The organism is Micromonospora sp. NPDC049047 (genome assembly GCF_040649135.1).
In the GTDB taxonomy this organism is placed as follows: Bacteria; Actinomycetota; Actinomycetes; order Mycobacteriales; family Micromonosporaceae; genus Micromonospora.
In genome coordinates, this window is record NZ_JBEZEY010000005.1 from 260,894 (window position 1) to 285,455 (window position 24,562).

At 71.4% G+C, this 24,562-nt stretch carries 27 protein-coding genes; 14 read left to right on the plus strand and 13 right to left on the minus strand.

The features are described 5' to 3' along the window. Positions 1-138: 138 nt before the first annotated feature. The 4 genes from AB0B86_RS11090 to AB0B86_RS11105 all read right to left on the minus strand — a co-directional run bounded on the left by AB0B86_RS11090 (position 139) and on the right by AB0B86_RS11105 (position 3,647). Positions 139-750: an LUD domain-containing protein gene (locus AB0B86_RS11090; protein ID WP_357417531.1), complete on the minus strand. Its 612-nt coding sequence runs from the start codon at positions 748-750 to the stop codon at positions 139-141. After that, complete coding sequence (locus AB0B86_RS11095) at positions 747-2,126, minus strand: LutB/LldF family L-lactate oxidation iron-sulfur protein (RefSeq protein ID WP_357417615.1); 1,380 nt, start codon at positions 2,124-2,126, stop codon at positions 747-749. The genes AB0B86_RS11090 and AB0B86_RS11095 overlap by 4 nt, the downstream gene beginning before the upstream one ends. A gap of 62 nt (positions 2,127-2,188) precedes the next feature. Then, the gene (locus tag AB0B86_RS11100) at positions 2,189-2,899 is read right to left on the minus strand and encodes a (Fe-S)-binding protein (protein ID WP_357417533.1); all 711 of its coding nucleotides are present in this window, start codon (positions 2,897-2,899) and stop codon (positions 2,189-2,191) included. A 28-nt stretch (positions 2,900-2,927) separates the two neighbouring features. After that, the gene (locus AB0B86_RS11105; RefSeq protein WP_357401929.1) at positions 2,928-3,647 is read right to left on the minus strand and encodes a GntR family transcriptional regulator; all 720 of its coding nucleotides are present in this window, start codon (positions 3,645-3,647) and stop codon (positions 2,928-2,930) included. 123 nt (positions 3,648-3,770) lie between these two features. Here AB0B86_RS11105 and AB0B86_RS11110 point away from each other — a divergent pair, with 123 nt between their 5' ends. The 12 genes from AB0B86_RS11110 to AB0B86_RS11165 all read left to right on the plus strand — a co-directional run bounded on the left by AB0B86_RS11110 (position 3,771) and on the right by AB0B86_RS11165 (position 15,205). After that, positions 3,771-4,820 carry a sugar ABC transporter substrate-binding protein gene (locus AB0B86_RS11110; protein WP_357417534.1) on the plus strand — a complete coding sequence of 350 codons (1,050 nt, stop codon included), beginning with the start codon at positions 3,771-3,773 and terminating at the stop codon, positions 4,818-4,820. Next, a complete protein-coding gene (locus AB0B86_RS11115) occupies positions 4,820-5,908 on the plus strand; it encodes a mandelate racemase/muconate lactonizing enzyme family protein (protein WP_357417618.1) in 1,089 nt (362 codons plus the stop codon). The genes AB0B86_RS11110 and AB0B86_RS11115 overlap by 1 nt, the downstream gene beginning before the upstream one ends. After that, on the plus strand, positions 5,905-6,978 hold the full coding sequence (locus AB0B86_RS11120) for an ABC transporter permease (protein ID WP_357401925.1): 1,074 nt from the start codon (positions 5,905-5,907) through the stop codon (positions 6,976-6,978). Before AB0B86_RS11115 ends, AB0B86_RS11120 begins: the two co-directional genes overlap by 4 nt. After that, positions 6,975-7,925: an ABC transporter permease gene (locus AB0B86_RS11125; protein WP_357401923.1), complete on the plus strand. Its 951-nt coding sequence runs from the start codon at positions 6,975-6,977 to the stop codon at positions 7,923-7,925. The genes AB0B86_RS11120 and AB0B86_RS11125 overlap by 4 nt, the downstream gene beginning before the upstream one ends. Beyond that, positions 7,922-9,454 (plus strand): sugar ABC transporter ATP-binding protein, encoded by a 1,533-nt coding sequence (locus AB0B86_RS11130; RefSeq protein WP_357401921.1) that lies wholly within the window; start codon positions 7,922-7,924, stop codon positions 9,452-9,454. Before AB0B86_RS11125 ends, AB0B86_RS11130 begins: the two co-directional genes overlap by 4 nt. Then, a complete protein-coding gene (locus tag AB0B86_RS11135) occupies positions 9,451-10,428 on the plus strand; it encodes an aldo/keto reductase (RefSeq protein ID WP_357401919.1) in 978 nt (325 codons plus the stop codon). Before AB0B86_RS11130 ends, AB0B86_RS11135 begins: the two co-directional genes overlap by 4 nt. Continuing rightward, complete coding sequence (locus AB0B86_RS11140) at positions 10,425-10,667, plus strand: amidohydrolase family protein (protein WP_357417538.1); 243 nt, start codon at positions 10,425-10,427, stop codon at positions 10,665-10,667. Before AB0B86_RS11135 ends, AB0B86_RS11140 begins: the two co-directional genes overlap by 4 nt. Further along, positions 10,664-11,503 (plus strand): fumarylacetoacetate hydrolase family protein, encoded by an 840-nt coding sequence (locus AB0B86_RS11145; RefSeq protein WP_357401915.1) that lies wholly within the window; start codon positions 10,664-10,666, stop codon positions 11,501-11,503. The genes AB0B86_RS11140 and AB0B86_RS11145 overlap by 4 nt, the downstream gene beginning before the upstream one ends. Then, a complete protein-coding gene (locus tag AB0B86_RS11150) occupies positions 11,503-12,807 on the plus strand; it encodes an L-fuconate dehydratase (protein ID WP_357401913.1) in 1,305 nt (434 codons plus the stop codon). The genes AB0B86_RS11145 and AB0B86_RS11150 overlap by 1 nt, the downstream gene beginning before the upstream one ends. A 62-nt stretch (positions 12,808-12,869) precedes the next feature. After that, positions 12,870-13,643, plus strand: coding sequence for an SDR family oxidoreductase (locus AB0B86_RS11155; protein WP_357401911.1), 774 nt, complete (start codon positions 12,870-12,872; stop codon positions 13,641-13,643). Between the two features lie 12 nt (positions 13,644-13,655). Continuing rightward, complete coding sequence (locus AB0B86_RS11160; protein ID WP_357401909.1) at positions 13,656-14,564, plus strand: hypothetical protein; 909 nt, start codon at positions 13,656-13,658, stop codon at positions 14,562-14,564. Between the two features lie 206 nt (positions 14,565-14,770). Then, a complete protein-coding gene (locus AB0B86_RS11165) occupies positions 14,771-15,205 on the plus strand; it encodes an HAD-IA family hydrolase (RefSeq protein WP_357401907.1) in 435 nt (144 codons plus the stop codon). A 62-nt stretch (positions 15,206-15,267) separates the two neighbouring features. Here the strand turns inward: AB0B86_RS11165 and AB0B86_RS11170 are convergent, their stop codons facing one another. From AB0B86_RS11170 to AB0B86_RS11180, 3 genes are read right to left on the minus strand one after another with little or no spacing between them, the layout of a single operon-like run. Then, positions 15,268-15,675: an arsenate reductase ArsC gene (locus tag AB0B86_RS11170; RefSeq protein WP_357417543.1), complete on the minus strand. Its 408-nt coding sequence runs from the start codon at positions 15,673-15,675 to the stop codon at positions 15,268-15,270. Then, the gene (locus AB0B86_RS11175; RefSeq protein WP_357417545.1) at positions 15,668-16,408 is read right to left on the minus strand and encodes an aquaporin; all 741 of its coding nucleotides are present in this window, start codon (positions 16,406-16,408) and stop codon (positions 15,668-15,670) included. The genes AB0B86_RS11170 and AB0B86_RS11175 overlap by 8 nt, the downstream gene beginning before the upstream one ends. Next, on the minus strand, positions 16,405-16,776 hold the full coding sequence (locus AB0B86_RS11180; RefSeq protein ID WP_357417547.1) for a metalloregulator ArsR/SmtB family transcription factor: 372 nt from the start codon (positions 16,774-16,776) through the stop codon (positions 16,405-16,407). Before AB0B86_RS11180 ends, AB0B86_RS11175 begins: the two co-directional genes overlap by 4 nt. Positions 16,777-16,874: 98 nt before the next feature. Here AB0B86_RS11180 and AB0B86_RS11185 point away from each other — a divergent pair, with 98 nt between their 5' ends. Beyond that, on the plus strand, positions 16,875-17,321 hold the full coding sequence (locus tag AB0B86_RS11185; RefSeq protein WP_357401899.1) for an ArsI/CadI family heavy metal resistance metalloenzyme: 447 nt from the start codon (positions 16,875-16,877) through the stop codon (positions 17,319-17,321). A gap of 78 nt (positions 17,322-17,399) precedes the next feature. On the opposite strand, the gene AB0B86_RS11190 is transcribed toward AB0B86_RS11185, so the two are convergent. The 6 genes from AB0B86_RS11190 to AB0B86_RS11215 form a co-directional block, all read right to left on the minus strand. After that, on the minus strand, positions 17,400-19,220 hold the full coding sequence (locus AB0B86_RS11190) for a HAMP domain-containing sensor histidine kinase (RefSeq protein ID WP_357401897.1): 1,821 nt from the start codon (positions 19,218-19,220) through the stop codon (positions 17,400-17,402). After that, entirely contained in the window at positions 19,217-19,918 is a 702-nt protein-coding gene (locus AB0B86_RS11195; protein WP_357401895.1) for a response regulator transcription factor, read from the minus strand. Before AB0B86_RS11195 ends, AB0B86_RS11190 begins: the two co-directional genes overlap by 4 nt. A 73-nt stretch (positions 19,919-19,991) precedes the next feature. After that, on the minus strand, positions 19,992-21,221 hold the full coding sequence (locus AB0B86_RS11200) for an ABC transporter permease (RefSeq protein WP_357401894.1): 1,230 nt from the start codon (positions 21,219-21,221) through the stop codon (positions 19,992-19,994). Beyond that, entirely contained in the window at positions 21,218-21,907 is a 690-nt protein-coding gene (locus AB0B86_RS11205) for an ABC transporter ATP-binding protein (RefSeq protein WP_357401892.1), read from the minus strand. Before AB0B86_RS11205 ends, AB0B86_RS11200 begins: the two co-directional genes overlap by 4 nt. Beyond that, a complete protein-coding gene (locus tag AB0B86_RS11210) occupies positions 21,904-23,079 on the minus strand; it encodes an efflux RND transporter periplasmic adaptor subunit (protein WP_357401890.1) in 1,176 nt (391 codons plus the stop codon). Before AB0B86_RS11210 ends, AB0B86_RS11205 begins: the two co-directional genes overlap by 4 nt. Positions 23,080-23,109: 30 nt before the next feature. Continuing rightward, the gene (locus AB0B86_RS11215; RefSeq protein ID WP_357417553.1) at positions 23,110-23,694 is read right to left on the minus strand and encodes a hypothetical protein; all 585 of its coding nucleotides are present in this window, start codon (positions 23,692-23,694) and stop codon (positions 23,110-23,112) included. Between the two features lie 256 nt (positions 23,695-23,950). On the opposite strand from AB0B86_RS11215, the gene AB0B86_RS11220 reads away from it, so the two are divergent. Beyond that, a complete protein-coding gene (locus AB0B86_RS11220) occupies positions 23,951-24,529 on the plus strand; it encodes a sigma-70 family RNA polymerase sigma factor (RefSeq protein WP_357401886.1) in 579 nt (192 codons plus the stop codon). Positions 24,530-24,562 lie beyond the last annotated feature (33 nt).

Consider the following 24,562-nt stretch of genomic DNA (forward strand, 5'->3'; position numbering starts at 1 on the left):
GGATCCACGCGTCAACTCCGGGATTGCGCCACGTCAGGGCAATCGCGTTGGCTGCGACGTGTCGTACGACAACTCGTGGAAGGTCGCCGAAGGTTTCGGGAATCGCGCTGCCGTGCGTCGTGGTGGGTGAGTCCCGCGTCAGCGTCCCCGGCGATCGGCATCGACAAGCACCACCTCCAGCCGGCGTGGGCCGTGCACACCCTCGACCCGGTTCAACTCGATGTCGCTCGTCGCCGACGGGCCCGAGATCCAGGTCTGGGGCGCGCGCCTGTCGAGCCGGGTCAGCGCCTCCGGCAGTAGGCCCACCACCTGATCGGCGCGGACGACGCAGATGTGCCGGTCGGGCACCAGGGTGAGCGCTCGCCGTCCCTGCGTCGGGCCGGCGTCGAGGATGATCGTGCCGGTGTCGGCGACCGCCACGGCGCAGCCGGTGAGGACCGCGTCCATGGTGTCAAGCTCGGCCGGTGTCAGCGGGGGAGCGTCGCGGTGCACCCGCCCGGCGTGGCCGACCAACCAGTCGGCGGGGACATCGGTGGGCACGGCGAGCCGGTCGACCTCGGCCAGCAGACCGGCCAGGGCGGCAAACCCACTGTGGACGGTCGCCCGGTAGTCCACCAACCGGTCGACGAGGACCTCGACCAGGTCGGGGCGGTCGTCGGCCCGCCGGTATCGGCGGGGCACCGGCACCGGCGGTGGGTTGTCGGCCAGGGCCGTGCGCAGCCGCGCCAGGATCTCGTCACGCGCGCTCACTGCTGCTCCCACCACTCGCGGAAGGTCTGCGGCGCGGGCAGCGGCAGGTCCCGCGACCGGGTCCACGCCGACGCGGGCCAGGGCAGCCGGCGCAGCGTCCGGGCGCCGGTGCGTTTTTCGCGGTACGCGCCGAGCGGTCCCGCGCCGGTGCGGGCCAGCCGCAGGGCGGCGGCCCAGCGCCGAGGGCTGCGCATCACCCAGGACAGGACGCGCATGGCTGTCCGTTCCGCCACCGGGTGCGGGGCCTGCTGGCGGAGGTGGACCAGGATCTCCGGAATGTTGATCTTTACCGGGCAGGCGTCGTAGCAGGCGCCGCAGAGCGTCGACGCGTACGGCAGGGAGGCGTTGTCGGCCACGCCGGTCAGCTGCGGCGACAGGATCGCCCCGATCGGCCCCGGATACACCGAGCCGTACGCGTGCCCGCCGGCCCGCTCGTACACCGGGCAGACGTTGAGGCACGCGGAGCAGCGGATGCAGGACAGCGCCGGCCGCCCCACCGGGTCGGCGAGCACCGCGGACCGGCCATTGTCGACGAGCACCACGTGCACGTCCTGCGGGCCGTCCCCGGGGGTGACGCCAGTCCACATCGAGGTGTACGGGTTCATCCGCTCGCCGGTCGAGGAGCGCGGCAGCAGTTGCAGGAAGACCTCCAGGTCGGTGAAGGTCGGCAGCAGCTTCTCGACGCCCACCACGCTGATCAGCGTCTCCGGCAGCGTGAGGCACATCCGCCCGTTGCCCTCGGACTCCACCACCACCAGCGTGCCGGTGTCGGCGATGGCGAAGTTGGCACCGGACACGGCGACCCGGGCCGAGAGGAAACGCCGGCGCAGGTGCGCGCGGGCCGCCTCGGCCAGGGCGGCCGGCTCGTCGCTGAGGTCGGCCGGCGCGTCCGGCATGCGCCGCTTGAAGATCTCCTGGATCTGGGTCCGGTTGTAGTGGATCGCCGGCACCAGGATGTGCGAGGGGCTGTCGTCGCCGAGCTGCACGATCAGCTCGGCCAGGTCGGTCTCGTACGCGGCGATCCCGGCCGCCGCCAGGGCCTCGTTGAGCTCGATCTCCTGGGTGGCCATCGACTTGACCTTGACCACCTCGTCGGCCCCGGTGGCCCGGGTCAACTCGACAACGATCCGGCAGGCCTCGGCCGCGTCCCGGGCCCAGTGCACTGTGGCGCCGGCAACGGTGGCGGATGCCTCGAACTGCTCCAGCAGCTCCGGCAACCGGCGTTGGACGTCCGCCTTGATCGCGGAGCCGGCGTCGCGCAGGGCCTCCCAGTCGGGCACCTCGTCGACAACCCGGGCGCGTTTGCCGCGGATGGTGCGGGTGGCCCGGTGCAGGTTGGCCCGCAGTTGCTGGTCGGCGACTGCCGGCTTCGCCATGGTGGGGAAGGGCAGTGGCGTGCGGATCCGTCCGCCTCCGGTGGCCGGTGCGACCTGGCTGTTCACGAAGGGGCCCCGGTCGCGGCGAGGATCTCGGCGTAGTGCAGGGCCCGTACGCCCGAGCGGTGGCGGTCGAGGCCACCTCCGATGTGGGCCAGGCAGGAGTTGTCGGCGGCGGCGAGCACGCGAGCGCCGCTCTCGCGGACCCGGGCGCACTTGTCGGTGAGCATCGCTGTGGAGACGTCCGGGTTCTTCAGAGCGAACGTGCCGCCGAAGCCGCAGCACTCCTCGGCGTCGCCCAGCTCGACCAGGTCGATCCCGCGTACCTGGCGCAGCAGTGTCAGCGGCCGGTCGCCCAACCGCAGCAACCGCAGGCCGTGGCAGGTGGGGTGGTAGGTCACCGGCTCCGGAAACTCGGCGCCCACGTCGGTGACGCCGAGGACGTCGATGAGCAGCTCGGACAGCTCGTAGGTGCGGGCGGCCACCGACGTGGCGGGTGGGTGCATCCGGGGGTACTGGTCGCGGATCATCGCGGTGCACGACCCGGACGGCACGACGACGGCGTCGTACCCGTCGAAGGCGTCGACGTAGTTGCGCACCATCGGCATCGCCTCGGCCCGGTAGCCGGTGTTGGCGTGCATCTGCCCGCAACAGGTCTGGCCGGTCGGGAAGTCGACGGTGTGGCCGAGCCGGCGCAGGATGCGGGTGACAGCGATGCCGGTGGCCGGGTACGCGATGTCGTTGACGCAGGTGATGAAGAGGGCTATCCGCACGGCGGCTCCTCGGACGGGTCGGGGCGGGTCACACCGGGTCGTGCGGTGCGCCGGGGGCGGGAAGCTGGTCGAAGGCGGGCAGGTGGCGCTCCCGGGCGGCGGTCAGGTGCGCCCGCATCGCCTCGGCGGCGGCGTCGGAGTCGCCCTCGGCGATGGCGGCGGCGATGCGTTGGTGCTCGGTGTTGGTGTCCGGAGCGCCGGTGACCGGGAAGTACAGCCGGTGCAGGTGCAGGTGCGGGTGCAGCCGGGTGATGCTGTCCCGCAGCAGTGGGCTGCCGGCGACCTCGGCGATCAGGTCGTGGAAGGTGGCGTCCAGCGCGGTGAAGGCGGCGTGCCGGCGATATCCGTCGCCGGCCTCCACGTCGATCGTCGTCGCCGCCTCGGCGCTGATCCGTTGCCGCTGCTCGGCGGAGGCGTGTGCGGCGGCCCGGCCGGCGGTGGCGCCCTCCAACAGCAGGCGAACCTCGAAGAGGTCGTCGAACTCGGCGCGGGTCAGCAGGGGCGTGGTGGAGTAGCCGGACAGCGGGCGTTTGCGGACCAGGCCGTCGGCCTCCAACCGGGCGAGCGCCTCGCGCACCGGGGTGGGGGAGACGTCCAGCTCCCGGGCGAGAGCGTCGATGTTCACCCGCTCGCCGGGAGTCAGGATGTGGTCCATGACCAGGGTCTTTATCGACTCGTACACGTCCTCGGCGAGGGTGAGCCGACGGGCGGGACGGAGTCGGCCCTCGCGAGCTTCCTGCTGGGCCATCTCGTCTCCTCAACAACCCCTTGACTGTGTTCGTGTGAGCGAGTACACACTAGCAAAGCAACATCCTATAGGAAATAGGCTCGCCCGCCGCCGTCTCACCCCACCACCCGCGAGGAGACGAACATGTCGCGCACGATGTTGTCCCGGATCGGCTCCGGCCTCACCGTTCTGGCTCTCGCCAGCACCACTGTGGCCTGCACGAAGAAGAGCGACACCACCGACACCGAAGCCGGGGGTCGGGAGCCAGGGCAGGTCAAGGTCGCGCTCGTCCCCGGCGGCTCACACCCGTACTTCCAGCCCTGGAGGGACGCCGGGGCCACCGCCAAGTCGGAGCTCGCGCTCGGCGACGTGACCTTCAACGAGACGGCCGGCTGGGACCAGACCAAGCAGAACGACGTGCTCAAGTCCCTGGCCGCGCAGGGCTACAACGCCTTCGGGGTCTTCGGCGTCTCGCCGGACAACATCAACTCCACCTTCGAGGACCTCAAGCGGCAGGGCTTCCCGGTCGCCTCGCTGGCCTCCTGCCCCGCCGGGGCCAACAAGGCCGACTTCTGCCTCTCCACCGACGTCGAGGTCGCCGCGTACAAGGGCGCCAAGGCCGCCATCGACGCGATGGGCGGCCAGGGCAACCTGGTGCACCTGACCGGCAACAAGGTGGACTCCAACACCCAGCGCCGGATCCAGGGCGTGGAGAAGGCGGTCGGCGAGACCGGCGGCAAGGTGGTGCTCGTGCAGAGCGTCACCGACATCGACAAGGACCTGCAGAGCGCCCAGAAGGCGGTTGCCGACCTGCTCGCCGCCAAGGGTCGACAGATCCAGGCCATCGTGAACACCGCCTACAACCCGGCGGTCGCCTCCGCCGAGGGGGTCCGCCAGTCGAAGCTCCCCATCAAGGTCGTCGCCATCGACGACGACCCGATCGTCATCGACGGGATCCGTGGCGGGTCGGTCGCCGCCACCGTCCTGCAGAACCCGGTCGGTCAGGCCCGCGTCGGCTCGTACGCGCTGATGAAGCTCAGCGGCGGCTGCACCATCTCCGAGCCCGGGGTGACCATCGACTCCGGCTCGTTCGTGGTGACCAAGGACAACCTGGACGGCTACGAGAGCGACCGCACCGCGACCACCGAGGAGCTGAAGAAGAAGTTCGACGGCAACCTCCTCACGTGCAACTGATGTCGACGATCACCACAGCCGAGGCGTACCTCGTCGACATCCCCGTCGAGACCGTCCGCACCGACGCGGTGCAGGCGTTCCTCAAGCAGGAGACGGTCTTCGTCGAGCTGCGCACCACCGACGGCGGGCACGGCACCGGTTACTCGTACACGATCGGGACCGGCGGCACCGCGGTGCTCGCGCTGCTGCGCGACTACCTGTTGCCACACCTGGTCGGCCGGGACGCGACCCGGGTGGAGGCGATCTGGCGTGACCTGCACGCCGCCACCCGGGCCACCGCCGTCGGCGCCATCACCTCGTTGGCGCTGGCAGCCGTCGACACCGCGCTGTGGGATCTGCGCGCCCGCGCCGCCGGCCTGCCCCTGTGGGTGCTGGCCGGCGGCGCCAAGGAGCGGATCCCGCTGTACGACACGGAGGGTGGCTGGCTGCACCTCACCGAGGACGAGCTGGTCGCCGGCGCGAAGGCGTCCCAGGCGGCCGGCTGGCCCGGCGTCAAGCTCAAGGTCGGCAAGCCCGACCCGGCCGAGGACGCCGCCCGCATCGGCGCGGTCCGGGCGGCCCTCGGCGACGGCTTCGACGTGATGGTCGACGCCAACCAGTCACTGACCGCCGCCGAGGCGATCAGCCGAGCCCGGCTGCTGGAACCGCACCGGCTCGCCTGGTTCGAGGAGCCGTTGCCGGCCGACGACGTCGCCGGGCACGAGCTGCTCGCCCGCGCGACAAGCATCCCGGTCGCGGTGGGCGAGTCGATGTACTCGATCGGCCAGTTCGCCGAGTACCTGCGTCGCCAGGCCGCCGGCATCGTCCAGGTCGACGTCGCACGGATCGGTGGCATCACCCCGTGGCTCAAGGTCGCGCACCTGGCCGAGGCCTGCAACGTGGTGGTCTGCCCGCACTTCCTGATGGAGCTGCACGTGAGCCTCTGCGCGGCGGTCCCGAACAGCCGCTATGTCGAGCACATCCCGCAACTGCGCGCGATCACCCGGACCGAGATCGCGATCGTCGACGGTCACGCGCTCGCCCCCGGCGAGCCGGGCCTCGGCATCGACTGGGACCGCGACGCGATCGAGGACAGGAGGGTGGCGTGAAGACGCAAACCGCGCCGGAGGCCCCGTCGGCCCCTCCGGCCGCCGAACCCAGGCCGCCGACCCGGGCCCTGCCGGTCTGGGCGAACCCCCGGCTGGGCCTGGTCATCGTCATCGCCGTGCTTGTCGTCCTCTTCTCGTCGCTCACCCCCGCGTTCCTCAACCCCAAGCTCACCCTGGCGCCGCTGCAGGCCGACATCAGCGTGTACGCGGTGGTCGGTCTCGCCCAGCTCGCGGTGCTGTCGCTCGGGCACATGAACATGGCGGTCGGTCGGATGGCAGCGCTGTCCACCTTCGCGATGGGCCTGGCGTACGACCGGCTCGGCGTACCCCTGCTGGTCGGGCTGCTCGTGGGCCTCGTCGTCGGTGCGGGCATCGGCGCGCTCGCCGGCCTGCTGATCGCCAAGACCGGTGTCAACTCGTTCGTGGTGACCCTCGCGCTCGACTTCGGGCTGCTGGGTCTGGTCACCATCCTCTACACCTGGGCGACCGGCGGGGTGTCGTTCGCTGTGCAGCCGAGCGGGCTGTCCGCCCTGCGCTTCGACACCTTCGCCGACTACTGCATGGGCGAGGTCTGCGGCCCCCGGATCCCCCTTGTCGTGCCGATCGCGGTGGTGGCGGCGCTCGGCGTCGGGTTGCTGTTCCGGCGCGCCCGGCTGGGCCGGGAGATCCTGATGACCGGCTCCAACACCGTCGCCGCCGAGTTGTCGGGCATTCCCACGCACCGTCGGGTCGTCGCCGCCCACGCGTTGAGCGGGCTGCTCGCCGCGCTGGCCGGCTTCCTGCTCGCCGCCAACAACGGTGCGTTCTCCGCGAACATCGGGGAGTCGTTCCTGCTGCCGTCGTTCCTGGCACCGGTGCTCGGTGGCACGCTGCTCGCCGGTGGCGCGGTGAGCGTCCTCGGCACCGCGCTCGGCGCGACCCTCACCCAGGTCATCTACAAGGGCCTCAACCTGCTCCAGTTCTCCCTGGAGGAGCTGAAGCTCTACATCGGACTGGTCCTGCTCGCGGCGCTGTCGCTGGACCGGCTCCGAGCGGTGATCGCCGAGCGAAGGGCGGTGTCGAGCTCATGAGGAGCCTGGTCCGGACCAACGAGTTCACCCTCGCGGTGATCGCCGCCGTCGGGTTCGCCGCGCTCGCGGTAGCCACCGACTTCAACCTGCTCACCGCCGGCACCCTGGACGCGTTCCTGCGCTTCCTCGCCCTGCCGATCGTGATCGGCCTGGCCCAGCTGGTGGTGCTCGCCGTCGGCCAGATGAACCTCTCGGTGGGCGTACTCACCGGGTTCTGCGCGATGGCCTCCGGCTGGCTGATGATCGACGCGGGCCTGCCCGCCCCGGTCGCGGTGCTCGCCGCGTTGGCCCTCGGTGCGGCCGTCGGGCTGGTCAACGGCCTGTTGGTGATCTTCACCCGGATCAACGGGTTCATCGTCACCCTCGCCACCATGACGATCCTGGAGGGCCTGCGGTACGGGGTGAACGGCACCGGCACCTACCAGGGCTACTCGCCCGGGCTGCGGGAGTTCGGGCAGGCATCGGTGGCCGGGGTGCCAGTGGTGTTCCTGCTGGCAGTCGTCGTCGCCGTCGCGGTCGCGCTCTTCTTCCGGCGTACCGTGCCCGGGCGGCACCTGCTCGCCTCCGGCGGCAACCCGTTCGCGGCCCGGCTGTCGGGCATCTCCAACGACCGCGCGCTGGTGCTGGCCCACACCCTGTCCGGGCTGCTGGCCGGGTTCGCCGCGGTGATCGTGGTGGCCGCCTTCGGCTCGGTGAACGCCTCCATCGGCGACGACCTGCTGCTGCCCAGCTTCGCCGCGCCGATCATCGGCGGGGTGGCCCTGGCCGGCGGGATGATCAGTGTGACCGGCACGGTCCTGGCGGCCTTCCTGGTCCGCCTGGTCGACGTCAGCCAGTCGCAGTTCGACATCAACAGGCGGTGGGTGGACCTCATCATCGGCGCTGTCGTCCTCGGCGCGGTGCTGCTCGGACAGTTCCGCGACAAGCTCTCCGGAGGTCGGCGATGAGCGTCGTGTTGTCCGCCGAGAACCTGGTCAAGACGTTCCCCGGGGTGCGTGCCCTGGATGAGGCGACGCTGGCGGTGACCGCCGGCAGCGTGCACGCGCTGCTCGGCGAGAACGGTGCCGGCAAGAGCACCCTGATCAAGATCCTGACCGGGGTGTACCGGCCGGACGGCGGGCGACTGCGGCTGCCCGGGCCGGACGGGGACCTGCGTACGGTGCAGCTCGGCAATCCGCAGGACGCGCAGCGGGCCGGCATCGGCGTGGTGCACCAGGAGCGGAACCTGATCCCCGCGTTCAGCGTCGCGGAGAACATCTGCCTGCAACACCTGCCCCGCCGCGCCGGTCTGCTCGACCGGGAGGCGCTGCGCGTCGAGGCACGTAGGTGCCTGGACCTGCTGGACCTGGACCTGGACCCCGACCTGCCGGTGTCCCGGCTGTCGGTGGCCCAGATGCAGTTGGTGGAGATCGCCAAGGCGTTGTCGGCCGACTCGACGGTGCTGCTGCTCGACGAGCCGACCGCGTCGCTGACCAACGACGAGGCCGACCGCCTCTACGGGATCGTGCGTCGGCTGTCCGAGCGGGGTCACGCGACGGTGCTGGTCAGCCACAAACTGGAGGAGGTCTTCGCCGTCGCCGACACGGTGACGGTGCTGCGCGACGGGCGCAGCGTCGCCGAGGCCGAGCCCCTCGCCGACCACACCCGCGAGCAGATCGTCGACCTGATGGTCGGCCGGGCGTACCAGCAGGTGCACCTTCCCGACCGCACAGTCGACGCGGACGCCGAACCGGCGCTGGCGCTCGACCACGTCGCCACCACCGCCGGCCACCACGACGTCACACTCGCCGTCCGCCCCGGTGAGATCCTCGGCCTGTACGGGCTTGTCGGCGCGGGCCGCAGCGAGCTGGCCAAGGCGCTGCTCGGCCTCGATCGGATCACCGCCGGCGAGGTGCGGGTGCACGGACGGCCGGCGCGGATCCGGGACGTGGGCGACGCCCTGCACCGGCACCGGATCGGCTACGTCACCGAGAACCGCAAGGAGGAGGGCCTCTTCCTCGACCAGACCGTCGCCCGCAACACGGCCGTCACGGTGTGGCGCCGACTGGCCCGGCTCGGGCTGGTCCGGGACCGGGGTGAGCGGGCGCTTGTCGACGAGTACGCCGACCGGCTCGGCATCCGACTCGCCTCGCCCGGTCAACTCGCCGGTCAGCTCTCCGGCGGCAACCAGCAGAAGGTCAGCCTGGCCAAGTGGTTGGCTGCCGAATGCGACGTGCTCATCATCGACGAACCCACAGTCGGCATCGACGTCCGCACCAAGGCGGCCTTCCACGAGTTGATCGCCGGCCTCGCCGCGCGGGGCATGGCCATCCTGCTGATCTCGTCGGACCTGCCGGAGATGGTCACCCTCGCCGACCGGATCGCTGTGATGCGGGAGTTCGCCATTGTCGGGGAACTGGACAACGATCACGACTACGACCGGATGAGCCAGTCGGTGATCAGGTTCATCCACGACGGACAGGGGGTGGTCGCGTGAGGGCCACCGAACGGGTGACGGTGGGGCGTACCGACGTGGTGGTGACCCGGCTCGGGCTCGGCCTCGCCCCGATCGGTGGGATGTTCGACGCCGTCGGTGACGACGTCGCCCACGCGACGGTCGCGGCGGCCTGGGACCTCGGGCTGCGCTCTTTCGACACCGCCCCGCTCTACGGCTGCGGGCTCTCCGAACGGCGGGCAGGGGCGGTCCTCGCCGAGAAGCCACGCGACGCGTTCACCCTCTCCACCAAGGTCGGTCGGTTGCTCGTCCCCGGTGGTGACGACGGGCAGGAGTTCTGGGCCGAGCCGACCGACCTGACCCCACGGTTCGACTTCTCCGCCGCCGGGGTGCGCCGCTCGCTCACCGAGAGCCTGGCCCGGTTGGGGCTGGACCGGATCGACATCGCGCACCTCCACGACCCGGACGACCACCTCGCCGAGGCGATCACCGAGGCGTACCCGGTGCTCGCGCGGCTGCGGGAGGCCGGCGAGATCGGCGCGGTCGGCGCGGGGATGAACCAGGCCCCGGCGCTCGTCGAGCTGGCCCGGGCCGGGGACTTCGACTGCTTCATGCTCGCCGGCCGGTACACGCTGCTGGACCAGTCCGGCCTCGACGAGCTGCTGCCGCTGTGCCAGGAGAGGGGCATCTCGGTCCTCGCCGCCGGTGTCTACAACTCGGGGCTGCTGGCCGACCCGAGGCCGGGCGCACCCTACGACTACGCCCCGGCTGACCAGGCGTTGCTCGACCGGGCCACCGCGATCCGGTCGGTGTGCGAGCGGCACGGCGTGCCGCTGCGGGCGGCGGCGATCCAGTTCCCGTTCGGCCACCCGGCGGTCGCCAGCGTGGTGGTCGGTGCCCGGAACCCGGAGCAGGTCGCCGACAACGTGGCGATGGTCGAGTGGGAGGTGCCCGGCGCGTTGTGGGCGGACCTGAAGGCCGAGGGTCTGCTGCCGAGGGAGGTGCCCACGCCGTGATCATCGACGCGCACCACCACCTGTGGACCGCCGACTACCAGTGGCTCACCGCGCTGGACCTGTTCGGCCCGCAGCGGTTGATGGCCGGCTCCGACTGGCCCGTCTGCGAGCTCGTCGCCACGTACGACGAGGCGTGGACGGCGCTGCACGCCTGCCTGGGTGAGCTGTCGCCGGACGAGCGGACCGCCGTACTGGCGGACACCGCGATTCGTACCTATGCACTGGAGGTTGGTTCGTGAAGTTCATGCGCGTCGGGCCCGTGGGGCGGGAACGCCCCGTGCTGTTCACCGACGGAAGGCACGTCGACCTCTCGTCGCTCACCGCCGACATCGACGGGGACTTCCTCGCCGGGGACGGTGTCCAACGGGTCCGCGAGGCCACCGACCTGCCCGAGATCGACATCACCGGCCAGCGGGTCGGCGCGCCGATCGCCCGCCCCGGGGTGGTGCTCTGCGTCGGGCAGAACTACGCCGCGCACGCCGCCGAGTCGGGCGCCGAGCCACCGACCGCGCCGATCATCTTCTACAAGGCGCCCAACACCGTCGTCGGCCCGTACGACGACGTGCTGATCCCGCGCGGCTCCACGAAGACCGACTGGGAGGTGGAGTTGGCGGTGGTGATCGGCAGTCGGGCCCGCTACCTCGCCTCCCCGGCCGACGCCCTCGCGCACGTCGCCGGTTACACCCTCTCCAACGACGTCTCCGAGCGCGACTTCCAACTCGCCGTCTCCGGCGGCCAGTGGTCGAAGGGCAAGTCCTGCGAGACGTTCCAACCGCTCGGTCCGTGGCTGGTCACCCCCGACGAGATCGACGACCCGCAGGCGTTGCGGCTGCGCTCCTGGGTCAACGGCGAGCCCCGACAGGACAGCAGCACCAAGGACATGGTCTTCGATGTGGCGTACCTGGTCTGGCACCTGTCCCAGTACACGGTGCTGGACCCGGGCGACGTCATCAACACCGGCACGCCACAGGGGGTGGCGCTCTCCGGCCGGTTCCCGTACCTGGCCGCGGGCGACGTGATGGAGGTCGAGATCGACGGCCTCGGCCGGCAGCGCAGCACCCTCGGCAGCGCCTGATGGCGGTGATCACCTCCGTCGACACGTACGACATCCGGTTCCCGACCTCCCGTGACCTCGACGGATCCGACGCGATGAACCCCGACCCGGACTACTCGGCCGCGTACCTCGTGCTGCGCACCGACGACGGCCCGGACGGGCACGGGTTCACCTTCACCATCGGGCGGGGCAACGACGTCTGCCGGGCGGCGATCGAGGCGCTGGTGCCGTACGTGGTCGGCATCGACCCGGACACCGTCGACCTCGGCGCGTTCGCGCGCTCGCTCACCCAGGACTCCCAGCTGCGCTGGCTCGGCCCGGAGAAGGGTGTGATGCACCTGGCCGCCGCAGCGGTGATCAATGCGATGTGGGACCTGGTCGCCAAGCGGGCCGGCAAACCGGTCTGGCGCTACCTCGCCGACCTGACCCCCGAGCAGATCGTCGACCTGGTCGACTGGCGCTACCTCACCGACGCCCTCGCCCCCGACGAGGCGTTGGAGATCCTGCGCGCCGCCCAGCCGGGTCGGGCCGAACGGGCCGCCGTGCTCGCCGAGCGGGGCTACCCCGCGTACACCACGTCGCCCGGCTGGCTCGGCTACCCGGACGACAAGGTGATCCGGCTGGCCAAGCAGGCGGTGGCCGACGGGTTCACCCAGATCAAGCTGAAGGTGGGCGCGGACGCCGCCGACGACGTACGCCGCCTGAGGATCGCCCGCTCGGCGGTCGGCCCGGACATCCGGATCGCCGTCGACGCCAACCAACGCTGGGACGTCGCCGAGGCGGTCGCCCGGATGCGGGAACTCGCGCCGTACGACCCGTGGTGGATCGAGGAGCCGACCAGCCCCGACGACGTGCTCGCGCACGCGGCGATCCGTTCCGCACTGTCGACGAGCGCGCCGGACGGCGGGCCGATCCGGGTCGCCACCGGCGAACACGTGGCGAACCGGGTGGTGTTCAAGCAGTTGTTGCAGGCCGGAGCCGTGGACGTCGTGCAGATCGACGCGTGTCGGGTGGGCGGCGTGAACGAGAACGTCGCGATCCTCCTGCTGGCCGCGAAGTACGGCGTACCGGTGTGCCCGCACGCCGGGGGAGTGGGCCTCTGCGAGCTGGTGCAGCACCTGTCGATGTTCGACTTCGTGGCTGTGTCCGGCTCGACCCGTGACCGGGTCGTCGAGTACGTCGACCACCTGCACGAGCACTTCGTCGACCCGGTGGTGATCAAGAACGGGCACTACGTCGTGCCCACCGCCCCCGGCTTCTCCGCCACGATGCGCCCGGAGAGCCTCGCCACGTACGCGTACCCCGACGGACCGGCCTGGGTCTGACGGGCTCGACCGCACGGCCGTCCTGACGGCGGTGCGTCACCTACTCGGAATGGGAGAGAAGCATGCGGTGTGACGGCCTCGTAGCAGTGGTGACCGGCGGTGCCTCGGGAATCGGAGCCGCCTGCGTGCGGGCGTTCCTGGACGCCGGCGCCCGGGTGGGCGTGCTGGACCTGGACGTCTCGGGCCTGCCCGAGGACCCCCGCGTCCACGGTGTCCGGGCCGACGTGGCCGACCGGTCGTCGCTGGCCGCTGCCGTCGCCTCGGTCGCCGAGGCGTTCGGCGGCGTCGACATCCTGGTGAACAACGCCGCTGTCTCAGCGGTCGGCACCGTGGAGGAGGACGACGACGAGCAGTGGAGCAGGGTGCTCGACGTCAACGTCTCCGGCGTCGCCCGCACCAGCGCCGTCGCCCTGCCGTACCTGCGCCGGTCGTCGTCCGCCGCGATCGTCAACATCTCCTCGATCGCGGCGACGGTCGGACTGCCCCGCCGCGCCCTGTACTCGGCGTCGAAGGGCGCCGTGCACGCCCTCACCCTCGCCATGGCCGCCGACCTGGTGACCGAGGGGGTCCGGGTCAACTGTGTCGCCCCGGGCACCGTCGACACCCCGTGGGTGGCCCGGCTGCTCGCCGGGGCGGCCGACCCGACGGCGGAGAAGCGGCAGCTCGCCGCCCGCCAGCCGACCGGGCGCCTGGTGACCGCCGACGAGGTGGCCGCCGCCGTCGTCTACCTCGCGTCGCCCGCGACCGGGTCGGTGACCGGCACCTCGCTGGCGGTGGACGGCGGTATGTCCGGCCTGCGGCTACCCGCGCCCGCCAAGGGCAAATCGGGCGCGTGACATGATTGCGCGATGGGGAAACAGCAGGACGTCGGCGCAGCCGACCAACACGGCGACACCGGCACCACCGCCCACCGTCCGATCGGTGGCGACGCTGACGCTCGGCTGGCGCTCGCTCAGGACCCCAGCACGCCACAGATGACACTGATCGACCTGGCCTCCGACCCGTCGGCAGTGGTCCGCAAGACCGTCGCCGGTCGGCCCGACGCACCCGCGCAGGCCCTGCGGCCGCTGACCAGGGACCAGGATCGTCAGGTCCGGGAGGCGGTGGCGAGAAACCCCGCCACCTCGATCGCCAACCTGATGCGCCTGGTCAAGGACGCCGACCGCTGGATCCGCTGGGCGGTCGCCAGCAACCCGTCCTGCGACGAGTCGATCCGCCGGGCCATGTCCGAGGCATCGGACAAGGAGCTGCGCGGCCTGCTCGCCGAGCGGCGGGACCTGGAGCCGGAGTTGGCCGCCAAGCTGACCGGGGACGTCTCACCCGAGGTACGGGAACGACTCGCCACCCACACCCACCACCCCGACGTGATCACCACCCTGCTGGCCGATCGCACCGCCCGCGTACGCAAGGGGGTCGCCCGCAACCCGCGGACCACCGCCGCACAGCGCAGCGCACTCGCCGCGGACCCGGTGGTCGACGTCCGCGCCGCGCTGGTCCGTTCGCTTGAGCTGGACGAGGCGGACCTGGACCGCCTTGTCGACGACCGCTCGGTGCAGGTCCGACTGGCGATGGCGACCTCCGAGGTCGTCCCGCAGCACATTCGGCAGAAGCTCACGAGCGACCCCGACGAGATGGTGGCCGCTGCCGCCCGGGACTTCCGGCCGGGCTCCGGCACCGCCTCAGCGGTGCGGGCCCCCCGCATCGGTCACCGGCCCTCCGCCACCGGCCCGGGCCGCCGGGGCAACACCGGCCGCTAGGGCCGAGGCTGCCCCTCACCGCCGCTTGTCATGATCAAGTGATGGAAAGTAGGTCAGGAAGAGTCCTGCGACCTACTTTTCATCACCTGATCATCGTCCACATGTCCCGACGCGTCCGGTTTCCGCCCGAGCGTTGGAATTCCTCCGCGTGACCGGGGCCGAGCTGGGCCCGGGCCGGTGAGCATCGGCGAGCCCTTGCGCGCCGGGTGCTGGGCAGCGTCCCGACCGCCACCCTGGACGTGCTGGACGCGTTGCGCGGCGACGGGCATCCGCTGGCCCTCATCAGTAACGCCACCTCGGACACTGCCGAAGCATGGTCGCAGGGCCCGCTCGCCCAACGGTTCGACGTCACGGTCTTCTCCTGCGAAGTCGGGCTGGCCAAGCCCGACCCGGCGATCTATCGCCTTGCCGCCGAGCGCCTGGGTGTCAGTCCGGCGGAGTGCGTCTTCGTCGGGGACGGCGCGGACGCTGAGCTGGCCGGCGCGGCGGCGGTCGCTATGACCGTCTACCGGACCACGGAGCACAACGACACCGACCCGCGTTGGGGCGGACCGGCTTTCGCCACCCTGGGCGACCTGCCCGCCCTACTCCAAGCACCCTTCACGGTCAGGGAGCCGTCCGGCGCGCACACGTCGGCATGAACCCTCGGCCACCAGCGACCTGAACCCGGACCCCCGGCCGCTGGCCGCGAGATCGGCGCAGGTCATCGCTCCCGTTCCAGCTCGGCCAGGAGGGCGCCGACCCGGGCCCGGATGTCGTCGCGGACCTGCCGGACGACGTCGATGGGTTGTCCGGCCGGGTCGGTGAGTTGCCAGTCCTCGTAGCGCTTGCCCGGAAAGACGGGGCAGGTGTCGCCGCAGCCCATGGTGACGATGACGTCGCTGGCTTCCGCGGCGTCCCAGGTGAGACGGACCGGAGTCTGGTCGGTGATGTCGACGCCGACCTCGCGCATGGCCGCGACGGCGACGGGGTTGAGGTGGTCGGCGGGTTCGCTGCCGGCGGAGCGGACCTCGACTGTGTCACCGGCGAGGTGGCGTAGCCAGCCGGCGGCCATCTGCGAGCGGCCGGCGTTGTGGACGCAGACGAACAGGACGGAGGGCTTGTCACGCATCGCGGGTGGTCTCCTGCGGTAGTCGGGGCATGAGCACGGCGTCGGCAGCGCGCCCGGCACCGGGATACCAGGCGGCCAGCGCGGCGACGGCGAGCAGCCCGCCGACGAGCTGGGCGATCACGAAGCCGGGCACCGAGGTGGGGGCGATGCCGGCGAAGGTGTCGCTGACGGTCCGGCCGATGGTGACGGCGGGGTTGGCGAACGAGGTGGACGAGGTGAACCAGTACGCCGCGCCGATGTAGGCGCCCACGGCAGCGGGTGCGACCGAGGTGCGTCCGCTGCGGGCGAGGGCGAAGACCAGTACGACGAGGCCGGCGGTGGCGACGACCTCGGCCAACCACAGGTTCGCGCCCGTGCGGTCGGTCTCCGACCAGGCGACGGCCGGCAGGTCGAACATGAGGTTCGCCAGGATGGCACCGCAGATCGCGCCGGTGGCCTGTGCGGCGGCGTAGGCGGCGAGGTCCGGGCCGGCCAAACCCGTTCCGGTACGTCGGCCGAGCCACCAGTCGACGGCGGACACCACGGGGTTGAGGTGTGCGCCGGAGACCGGCCCGACCATCAGGATCAGCGCGCCCAGGGCGAAGGCGGTGGCGATCGCGTTCTCCAGGAGCTGAAGCCCGACGTCGCCGGGCGACATCCGCGCTGCGGCGATGCCGGAGCCGACCACGGCGGTGACCAGCAGTGCCGTGCCGGCGAACTCGGCCGAGGCACGCCGGGCGAGGGTGAGCCTCACCCGTCGACAGCAGTGGTCGTGACGGGCAGGTCGAGGAGCGCGCCGAGCTGACGGAATGCCTCGGGCCTGACCCGGTACCAGACCCAGGTGCCGCGACGCTCGGAGTCGACCAGGCCGGCTTCCCGCAGCACCTTGAGATGGTGGGAGATGGTCGGCCCGGACAGGTCGAACGCCGGGGTCAGGTCGCACACGCACATCTCCGGCACCGAGGCGATCATCGACATCAGCCGCAGCCGGACCGGGTCGCCCAGGGCCTTGAACATCGGCGCGACCACCGCCGCCTGCTCGGCCTCAAGGGGGCGGACCGCCAACGGGGGGCAGCAGGCGACCGCTTGGAGGTCCACTACCGGCATTGTCTGCTTCGACATTTCTCTACCTTGACAGACGTCAAAACAGGGTGCAACAGTGGGGTTGATTCGAAGTTCATCTAGACAGCAGTGCGGTGTCCACCAGCAGGAGGCATTCCATGTCCCGTGTCCAGCTCGCCCTTCGCGTCTCCGACCTCGAAGGATCGATCGTCTTCTACTCGAACCTGTTCGGCGTCGAGCCGGCCAAGCGCCGCCCCGGCTACGCCAACTTCGCAGTGGAGAACCCGCCTCTGAAGCTCGTACTCATCGAAGGTGAGGCCGACCAGCCCACGGTCATGGACCACCTGGGGGTGGAGGTGCCCTCCACCGCCGACGTCAACGCGGCCACCAGGCGTCTCACCGATTCCGGGCTCATCACGCTCGAGGAGAACGACACCGAATGCTGCTACGCCCTCCAGGACAAGGTGTGGGTGCACGGCCCCGGCAACGAGCCCTGGGAGGTCTACACCGTCAAGGCCGATGCCGACACCCTCGCCAAGGCGGGTGCCGAGGAGTGCCGCTGTGGCGAGTCGGCCGGCGGTGAAGCCGCCCCGCGCTGCTGCTGAGCGGCGCAGGTAGGACTTCTTCGCGTCAGGCCCCGCCGCGTGGGCGATGAACGCGCCGTTGCTCCTACGGGCGCCGGGTCACGCCGGATCCGGTAGTCGGATGGTGCAGAGCGTGCCCCGACCCGGCTCGCTCGCCACCTCGATCGTGCCGCCGTGCGCCTCGGTCAGGTGGCGGGCGATCGCCAGGCCGAGCCCGCTGCCGCCGGTCACCCGACTGCGCGACTCGTCGGCCCGCCAGAACCGGTCGAAGATCCGCGGTAGGTCGGCCGCAGCGATGCCGCTGCCGGTGTCCCGTACGGAAATGGTAGTGCCGTTCGCGCCGACAGTCACCGAACCGCCGGGCGGGGTGTGCTGGATGGCGTTCGAGATCAGGTTGCCGACCACCTGTCGCAGGCGTACCTGATCGGCGTGCACCACCGGATCGCCCACGACGGTGAGTTCCAGGCGCACCCCGGCCGCGAGCGCGCCGCCCCGGTGGCTGTCGACCACGTGCGTGAGCACGTCCCGCAGGTGGGTCGGCTCCGGGTTGATCCGCAGCGTGCCCGCGTCGGCGGCCGCGAGGTCGCCGAGATCGTCGATGATGTGCTGCAGCAGCAGCGCCTCCTCGTGCAGCAGCGCCAGCAGTTGGGCGTCGGTCGGGGCCAGGTCGTCCTGGGCCGCCTCCAACCAGGTACGGATGTTGCTCAGTGGGGTACGCAGCTCGTGCGCCACATCGTTGACCATGGTTCGGCGTTGTGCCTCGGCCCGTTCCCGGCGTTGCGCGGAGTCGTTCAGGGCGCGCGCCAACCGGCCGATCTCGTCGCGACCGGACACCGGGGCGGGCGTGCGCAGGTCGGCCGCGACGGCGAGGTCGCGCAGCGGTCGCACCAGGCGCCGCCCGACCAGGACGGTCGCCGCGACGGTGGCGAGCAGGATTGCGCCGGTGACCGCCACGATCCGTCCGATGCTGCCGTCGGACAGGCTCAGCGTGGTGCGGCCGGTGCCGGGTGCCGTGACGAACAGCAGTGCGCGGGGCGCCACGTACGGCCGGAGTTGGGTTCGGCGCCCGGATTCGATGCAGCCCTGCACGACGCCGGCCGGCCCGGCCGGCTTGAGCAACGACGGCGGCTTCACCTCGATGTCCTCGTGCGCGGTCCGGACGACCGCTGAATCGCCGAGATATGCGGCGAAGGTCGGCGTGATGCGCAACTGGTTGGCGCGGTCGCCGAGGCTGAGACAGCGGGCGGTCAGGGTGGTGAGCGTCTGGAGCGCCTTCCTCTCGGCGGGACTGACCAGGCTGTCGAGCTCGAACCCACAGCCCTCGGTGACGGACCGGGTCAGTGGCCGCTCGGCCTCGGCGCGCACGGTGGTGAGGACGACGCTCGGGCGGCCGGTCTTCGCGGTCTCGATGACGCCGTCGTAACCCATCTTGTTGAAGCAGGTCAGGGTGTTCTTGGCCACCTCGCTGAGCACGTACCGGTCTTCGGCCGGCACGACGTACGGTCCGACGGCCCGCTCGTCGATGTGCTCGGTGCCGCCGGTCAGGCCCAGGTCGACCTGGAGTGGATCGACCACTGCCGAAGGCCGGATGGTCCGCAGCGCCGACCCGGCCTGCGAGTCGAGGATGATCTTGTGGTCGTCGGTGGTCAGCGTGATGCGCCGGCCCAGCTCCGCGGCGCGCGCGTGCACCAGGTCGGCGGCCCCGGACCAGTCGTGGTGGGTGGCCGCGTACCCGACAAGCGCCTGGTAGACGGCCCTTTCGTCGGCGACAGCGCCGCCCTGCTCGTAGTTGATCGCGCGGGTGGTGGTCGTCGCCGCCAGCCAGGCGGTAGCCGAGATCGCGGCCAGCGCGATCACCACGGAGGCGACGAGCAGCCGGGTCACCAGGCTGTGCCGCAGCGGCACCCGGTCCCTGCTCACGGCGTCGGGCCCGCAGTGAGCTTGTAACCCACACCGTGCACGGTGAGCAACTGCTGGGGACGTTTCGGGTCGTCCTCTATCTTGCGGCGCAGGTTCAGCACGTGGACGTCGATTGTGCGTTCGGTCGAGCTGCGGTCGATGCCACGGGTGTGGTGCAGCAGTTGCGCCCTGGTGAAGACCCGGTCCGGCTGCTCGGACATGGCGGCCAGGATGGCGAACTCGCCACGGGTGCACTCGATCCGCTCGCCGTCGACGGTCACGTGGTGCCCGACCGGATCGACGCTGAGCCGACCGGCCCGCCGGATGCCCCGGGCGGGGCGCTCGGACGCGCCCCGGGACGCGCGGCGCAGCAGGGTGCGGGTGCGGGCCACCAGCTCCCGAGGGCTGAATGGTTTGGTCAGGTAGTCGTCGGCGCCGAGTTCCAGGCCGAGCAGCAGGTCACTCTCGGTGCTGCGCGCGGTGAGCATGAGCACCAGGACGTCCGACTCCTGCCGCAGCGTGCGGCACACCTGCAAGCCGTCCAGTTCCGGCATCATCACGTCCAGGATCAGCAGGTCGGGCCGGTCCCGGCGGGCGGCGTCCAGCGCCGCCCGTCCGTTGTGCACCACGATCGTCTCGTGACCGGCGGCCACCAGGTAGCGGCGGATTCCCTCCGCGTGCCGCGGATCGTCGTCAGCGACCAGGACCATCGCACACATGCCGGCGATGATAGGTCGCCGGTGCGGCACCGCACCGATTCCCGGCCCGACCTGACAGATTCCTAACGACAGCTCAGACGCTGGACAGCGACTCGGTGGGGTCGAGCGCCGCCGCCCGCATCGCCGGATAGACCCCGGCCAACACCCCGATGACCAGCGCACCGCCCAGCCCGGCGGCGACCGCCGCCGGTGGGATGGTCACCGGCCAGTGCTGGAGGGCGGCGTAGCCCGCGACGGCCACCGCGCCGGCCAACACCCCGGCTGTTCCGCCGAGCGCCGACAGCACTATCGACTCGGTGACGAACTGGATGCGCACCTGGCCCCGGTTCGCGCCCAGAGCCCGGCGAAGGCCGATTTCGCGGCGCCGCTCCAGCACCGAGATGTACATCGTGTTGGCCACCCCGATGCCGCCGACGAGTAACGCGATCCCGGCCAGCCCGAGCAGCAGTGAGCTGAAGGTCTGCCGTACCGCCTGCTTGGCGGCGAGCCCGTCCGAGGGGCGACTGACAAACACGTCGCTCGGGTGCTCCGGGTTCGCCGTCGCGGCCAGGACCGAGCGCACCGCCACCACCTGGGCGTCGGTGGTCTGCACATAGATCCGGGTCGGATGCCCGTCGAAGCGCAGCCAACGGGTGGCCGCCGTCCAGCCGATCATCGCCGATCGGTCGATCTCCGGCGCGAGTGGCACCGGGTCGAGGATGCCGATCACGCTGAACCGCTGCCCGCCGAGGTGGACCTGAACCGGCTGGGAGAGGTTGACGGTGGTGAAACCGAGCCGCTGGGCGGCGACCGAGCCGAGGACGACCGTCGGCAGGCGTTCCATCGCGGCATCCAGGAAACGGCCGGAGCGGACCCGGCCGTCGATCGCCGCCAGCAGGTTCGTCCTGGTGGCGACAACCGCTATCGCGTTGTAGTCGCCAGGGCCGGTCCGGTCGGAACGGGCGACGTTCAGCCCGAAGTCGGCGGTCGCGCTCGCCACCGTCACCGGCGCGATCCGGGACACCATGTCCACCGACTCGACGGGCAGTGTGACAGGTGGCTCGCGGTTGGGCGCCGGAGTGACCTGTAGTCGGTTGGTGCCCAGGGCGGCCAGCTTCTCCTCGAGCGCCCGCTGACTCGACGCGGGGATCCCGGTGACCAGGACCAGTGTGGCGATGCCGATGGCGATGCCGAGCGCCGACAGCGCGGCGCGCGCCGTGCGCGTGCGGATGCCGAGCAGGCCCAGAGCGACCAGGTCGGCCGGGGCCAGCCGGACCGGTGCGGCGTCCCGGTCCACTCTCGCCGCGTGACGGGTACGCCTCATGCTGACGCACCGCTCACCGCGGAGTCGGACACCAGGCGGCCGTCCAGGATGCGGAGCTGTCGGGGCACCCGGGCGGCGACCTGGTGATCGTGGGTGATCAGCGCGATTGTGGTCCCGCCCCGGTTCAGCTCGGTCAGCAGGTCGAGCACTGCCGAACCGGTGGCCACGTCGAGCGCCCCGGTCGGCTCGTCGGCCAACACCAGCGCGGGCTGGTTGACAAGCGCCCGGGCGATCGCCACCCGTTGGCGTTCGCCGCCGGAGAGCGCCTGCGGGTGGTGGTCGGCGCGGTGGGCCAGGCCGACCCGATCCAGTGCCGCCAGGGCCCGCGCCCGACGGTGCCGGCGGTGTACGCCGGCGTAGAGCAGGCCGGTCGCGACGTTCTCGGTAGCGGTGAGCCCATCGGTGAGATGGAACTGTTGGAACACGAAACCCAGCCAGCGGCCGCGCAGGCTGGACAGCTGCCGGTCGGACATGGTGGTGACGTCCCGCCCGCCGAGCAGCACCCGGCCCTCGGTGGGCCGGTCCAGCGTGCCCATGATGTTGAGCAGGGTGGACTTGCCCGACCCGGATGGCCCCAGGATGGCCACGAACTCCCCAGCGTCGATCCGTAACGAGACGTCGCGCAGCGCCGTCACGTCCGCACCGTAGCGCCGGGTGGCGTTGTCGATCTCCAGCACCGGGGTCACGACGTCGTCACCACCCGGGTACCGACGGTGATGCCGGTACCGGTGATCTGCACCATGCCGTCGGCGAACAGGCCGACCTCCACAGCGGTCAGGGCGCCGTCGGAGATCTGGACGCCGTAACCGCCGCCGCTGAGCGCGAGCAGCGCACCGACCGGAACGGCGAGTACGTTGTGCTCGGTGGTGCCGGTGAACCGGACCTCGACGGTGCCCGAGCTGATGTTCTCCAGCGCCGCGGCGTTGTCCACCGCGACGACGACCTGCACCTTCGGGCCCTCCGGGCCCGGATCGCCGCCGTCCGACGAGCCGGCCTGGACGTTGCTGCTCACCGAGCTGATGGTGCCGCCTGTGTGCGAGCTGTCCGGGAGCGTGATCTGCACCTGCTGCCCGGCCCGGAGGTCGTCGGCCCGGCTCGCGTCGATCTCGACGGAAACCACCTTGGTCTGGTCGCTTATCGCCATCAGGTTGCCGGTGGCGTCGTCGCCGAGCTGCGCCGACGCCACGCCCACCCGCACCGCACCGGGCAGCACCAGTATGTCGCCGAGTGTCACGGTGCCGGTGGCCGGACGGATCCCCCTGGCCGCCTGCCAGCGTTTCACGGCGTCCTTGAGCGATCGGGTGAAGACGGCGTCCTGGCTGGTCACGACGGTCTGGTACGCCCCCGCACCGGAGGCTGTCGGCGTCGAGTCCGGCCTGTCGGCCTCCCCGTGAGCGTCCTGGTCGTTCGTGGCCGGTGGCGGCCCGCCCTGGACGGTCACCCGGCTTCCCGGTGCGGGTTGGGACCCGATCCGATAGTCGAGCGCCCGGAGGTTGTCGGCAAGCACCTTGACGTCGCGGCCGACCATGCCGACCACGTCGATGTCGCGGAACATCGGCGACGACCCGTAGAAGAGGGTCACCGGCCGGTCGCCGGATCGGTACAGCGTGTCGCCCCGGGCGATGGTCGTGCCCGGCTGGGGCAGCCAGGTCAGCACCCCGGGCGCGACACCACGCAGGGCGCGCTGCCTGCGGTAGCCGACAGTGCCACTCTCGGTCCAGTAGTCGGAGAGGTCGGTGCGGACCACCTCGGCCGTGGCCACCGTGGACGTGGCCGGCGGGGCGGCCCGGGAGTCACTGCCGCCGCTGGCGTGCACGGCGTAGACCACGCCGCCCAGCGCGAGCGCGCCGAAAATCATGCTGATGAGAGTTCTCGTCCGCACTGTCTGTCACTTCGCCGTGAAGGCCGAGATCTCGCACTGACGCTGGATCTCCATCCCCGCGTCGCTGTTCGCCTTCTCGAGGTTGGCCTTCGTCTCCGGCGCGACCCAGATACCGGCGTTGTCGGTGCCCGGTTGCCGGATCTCCATCGACAGGCCGTGGTTCCGGACGCACTGCAGCTGCTCGCGGAGGTCGTCGGCGAAGTTCGGGTTCTGGTGCGGGTCGAGTTCCGGAGCGGCAAGTGGCTCCTTGTCGGCGCAGGCGTCCACGGCCGGCTGATACTTCTTCGTGTCCTTCTTGTAACTGAGCAGCGGGCCGCCGTTTCCGTTCGCCGCCGGTGCCGAGGGCACACCGTGCTGCGTCCAGCAGGCGTAATAGGCGCCGTAGAGGCGGTCGACCTCCTGTTTGGTAGCGCCGAGAGGGAGTTGGCGGTCGGCGCCGCTGTTCGAACCGGCCGGGCCGGCACTCGCCGACGTGGTCGCGCCCGGGACCGCGGCCACCTGCGGCCCCGACCCCGCCTCGTCGCCGCCGCAGGCCGCGAGCGACAGCAGCAGGACCGCCACGCCGGTCATCTTCACCTTCGCGTTTCGCATGCCGGTCAGCCTGGTCGCCAGATGTCAGCTATTCGTTAGCCGCGCAGGCGGTTCTTCGACGTGGCTGGCGGGCCCCTCGCGTCCGCAGTCGTGGCCCCGGTGTCGGCCGCGGTGCGGCGGCGGTGTCAGCCAATCGGGGAGTCCCGGGAACTTTTCCGGACCGGAGGCCGACCACCAGAGTGCGCGGCAGAGCGGCGCGAACCGACGACGGCATCTCGGCATAGAGGAGCGCCCGTGGCACCAAGGACGGTGGTCTGTGCGCAACGGCGCCGCTGACGACGACCAGGTGACCCGCTGGGCGCAGCAGGCCGGCCGGGGCGACCGGCAGGCCGCCACGGAGTTCGTCCGGGCCCTGCAGGACCAGGTCTGGCGGTTCGTGTCGCACCTGGCCGGGCCGGGTGAGGCCGATGACCTGACCCAGGAGACGTTCCTGCGGGCATTCCGCAACCTGCCCGGCTTCGCCGGGCGCTCGTCGGCGCGTACCTGGGTGTTCACCATCGCGCGGCGCGTCGCCGTGGATCACGTCCGGACGGTGGTCGCCCGGCCACGGTTGGCGTCGGTGCCGGACTGGCAGGCGGCGGCCGAGGCCGCCGGTGCGATCACCGCCAGCGCCGACGAGCGGGTCAGCCTCCAGCAGGTGGTCGCCGGTCTGAGCCGGGAGCGGCGGGAGGCGTTCGTCGCCACCCAGGTCCTCGGCCTGTCCTACGCCGAGGCGGCGGACGTCTGCCAGTGCCCCGTCGGCACCATCCGTTCCCGGGTCGCCCGGGCGCGGGAGGATCTCGTCGCCGCCTGGCAGGCCGACACCGACCCGAGCCACGAGCGACGAACCGGCTGAGGCCGCCTACTCGACGGGCAAGCGTCGCCATCC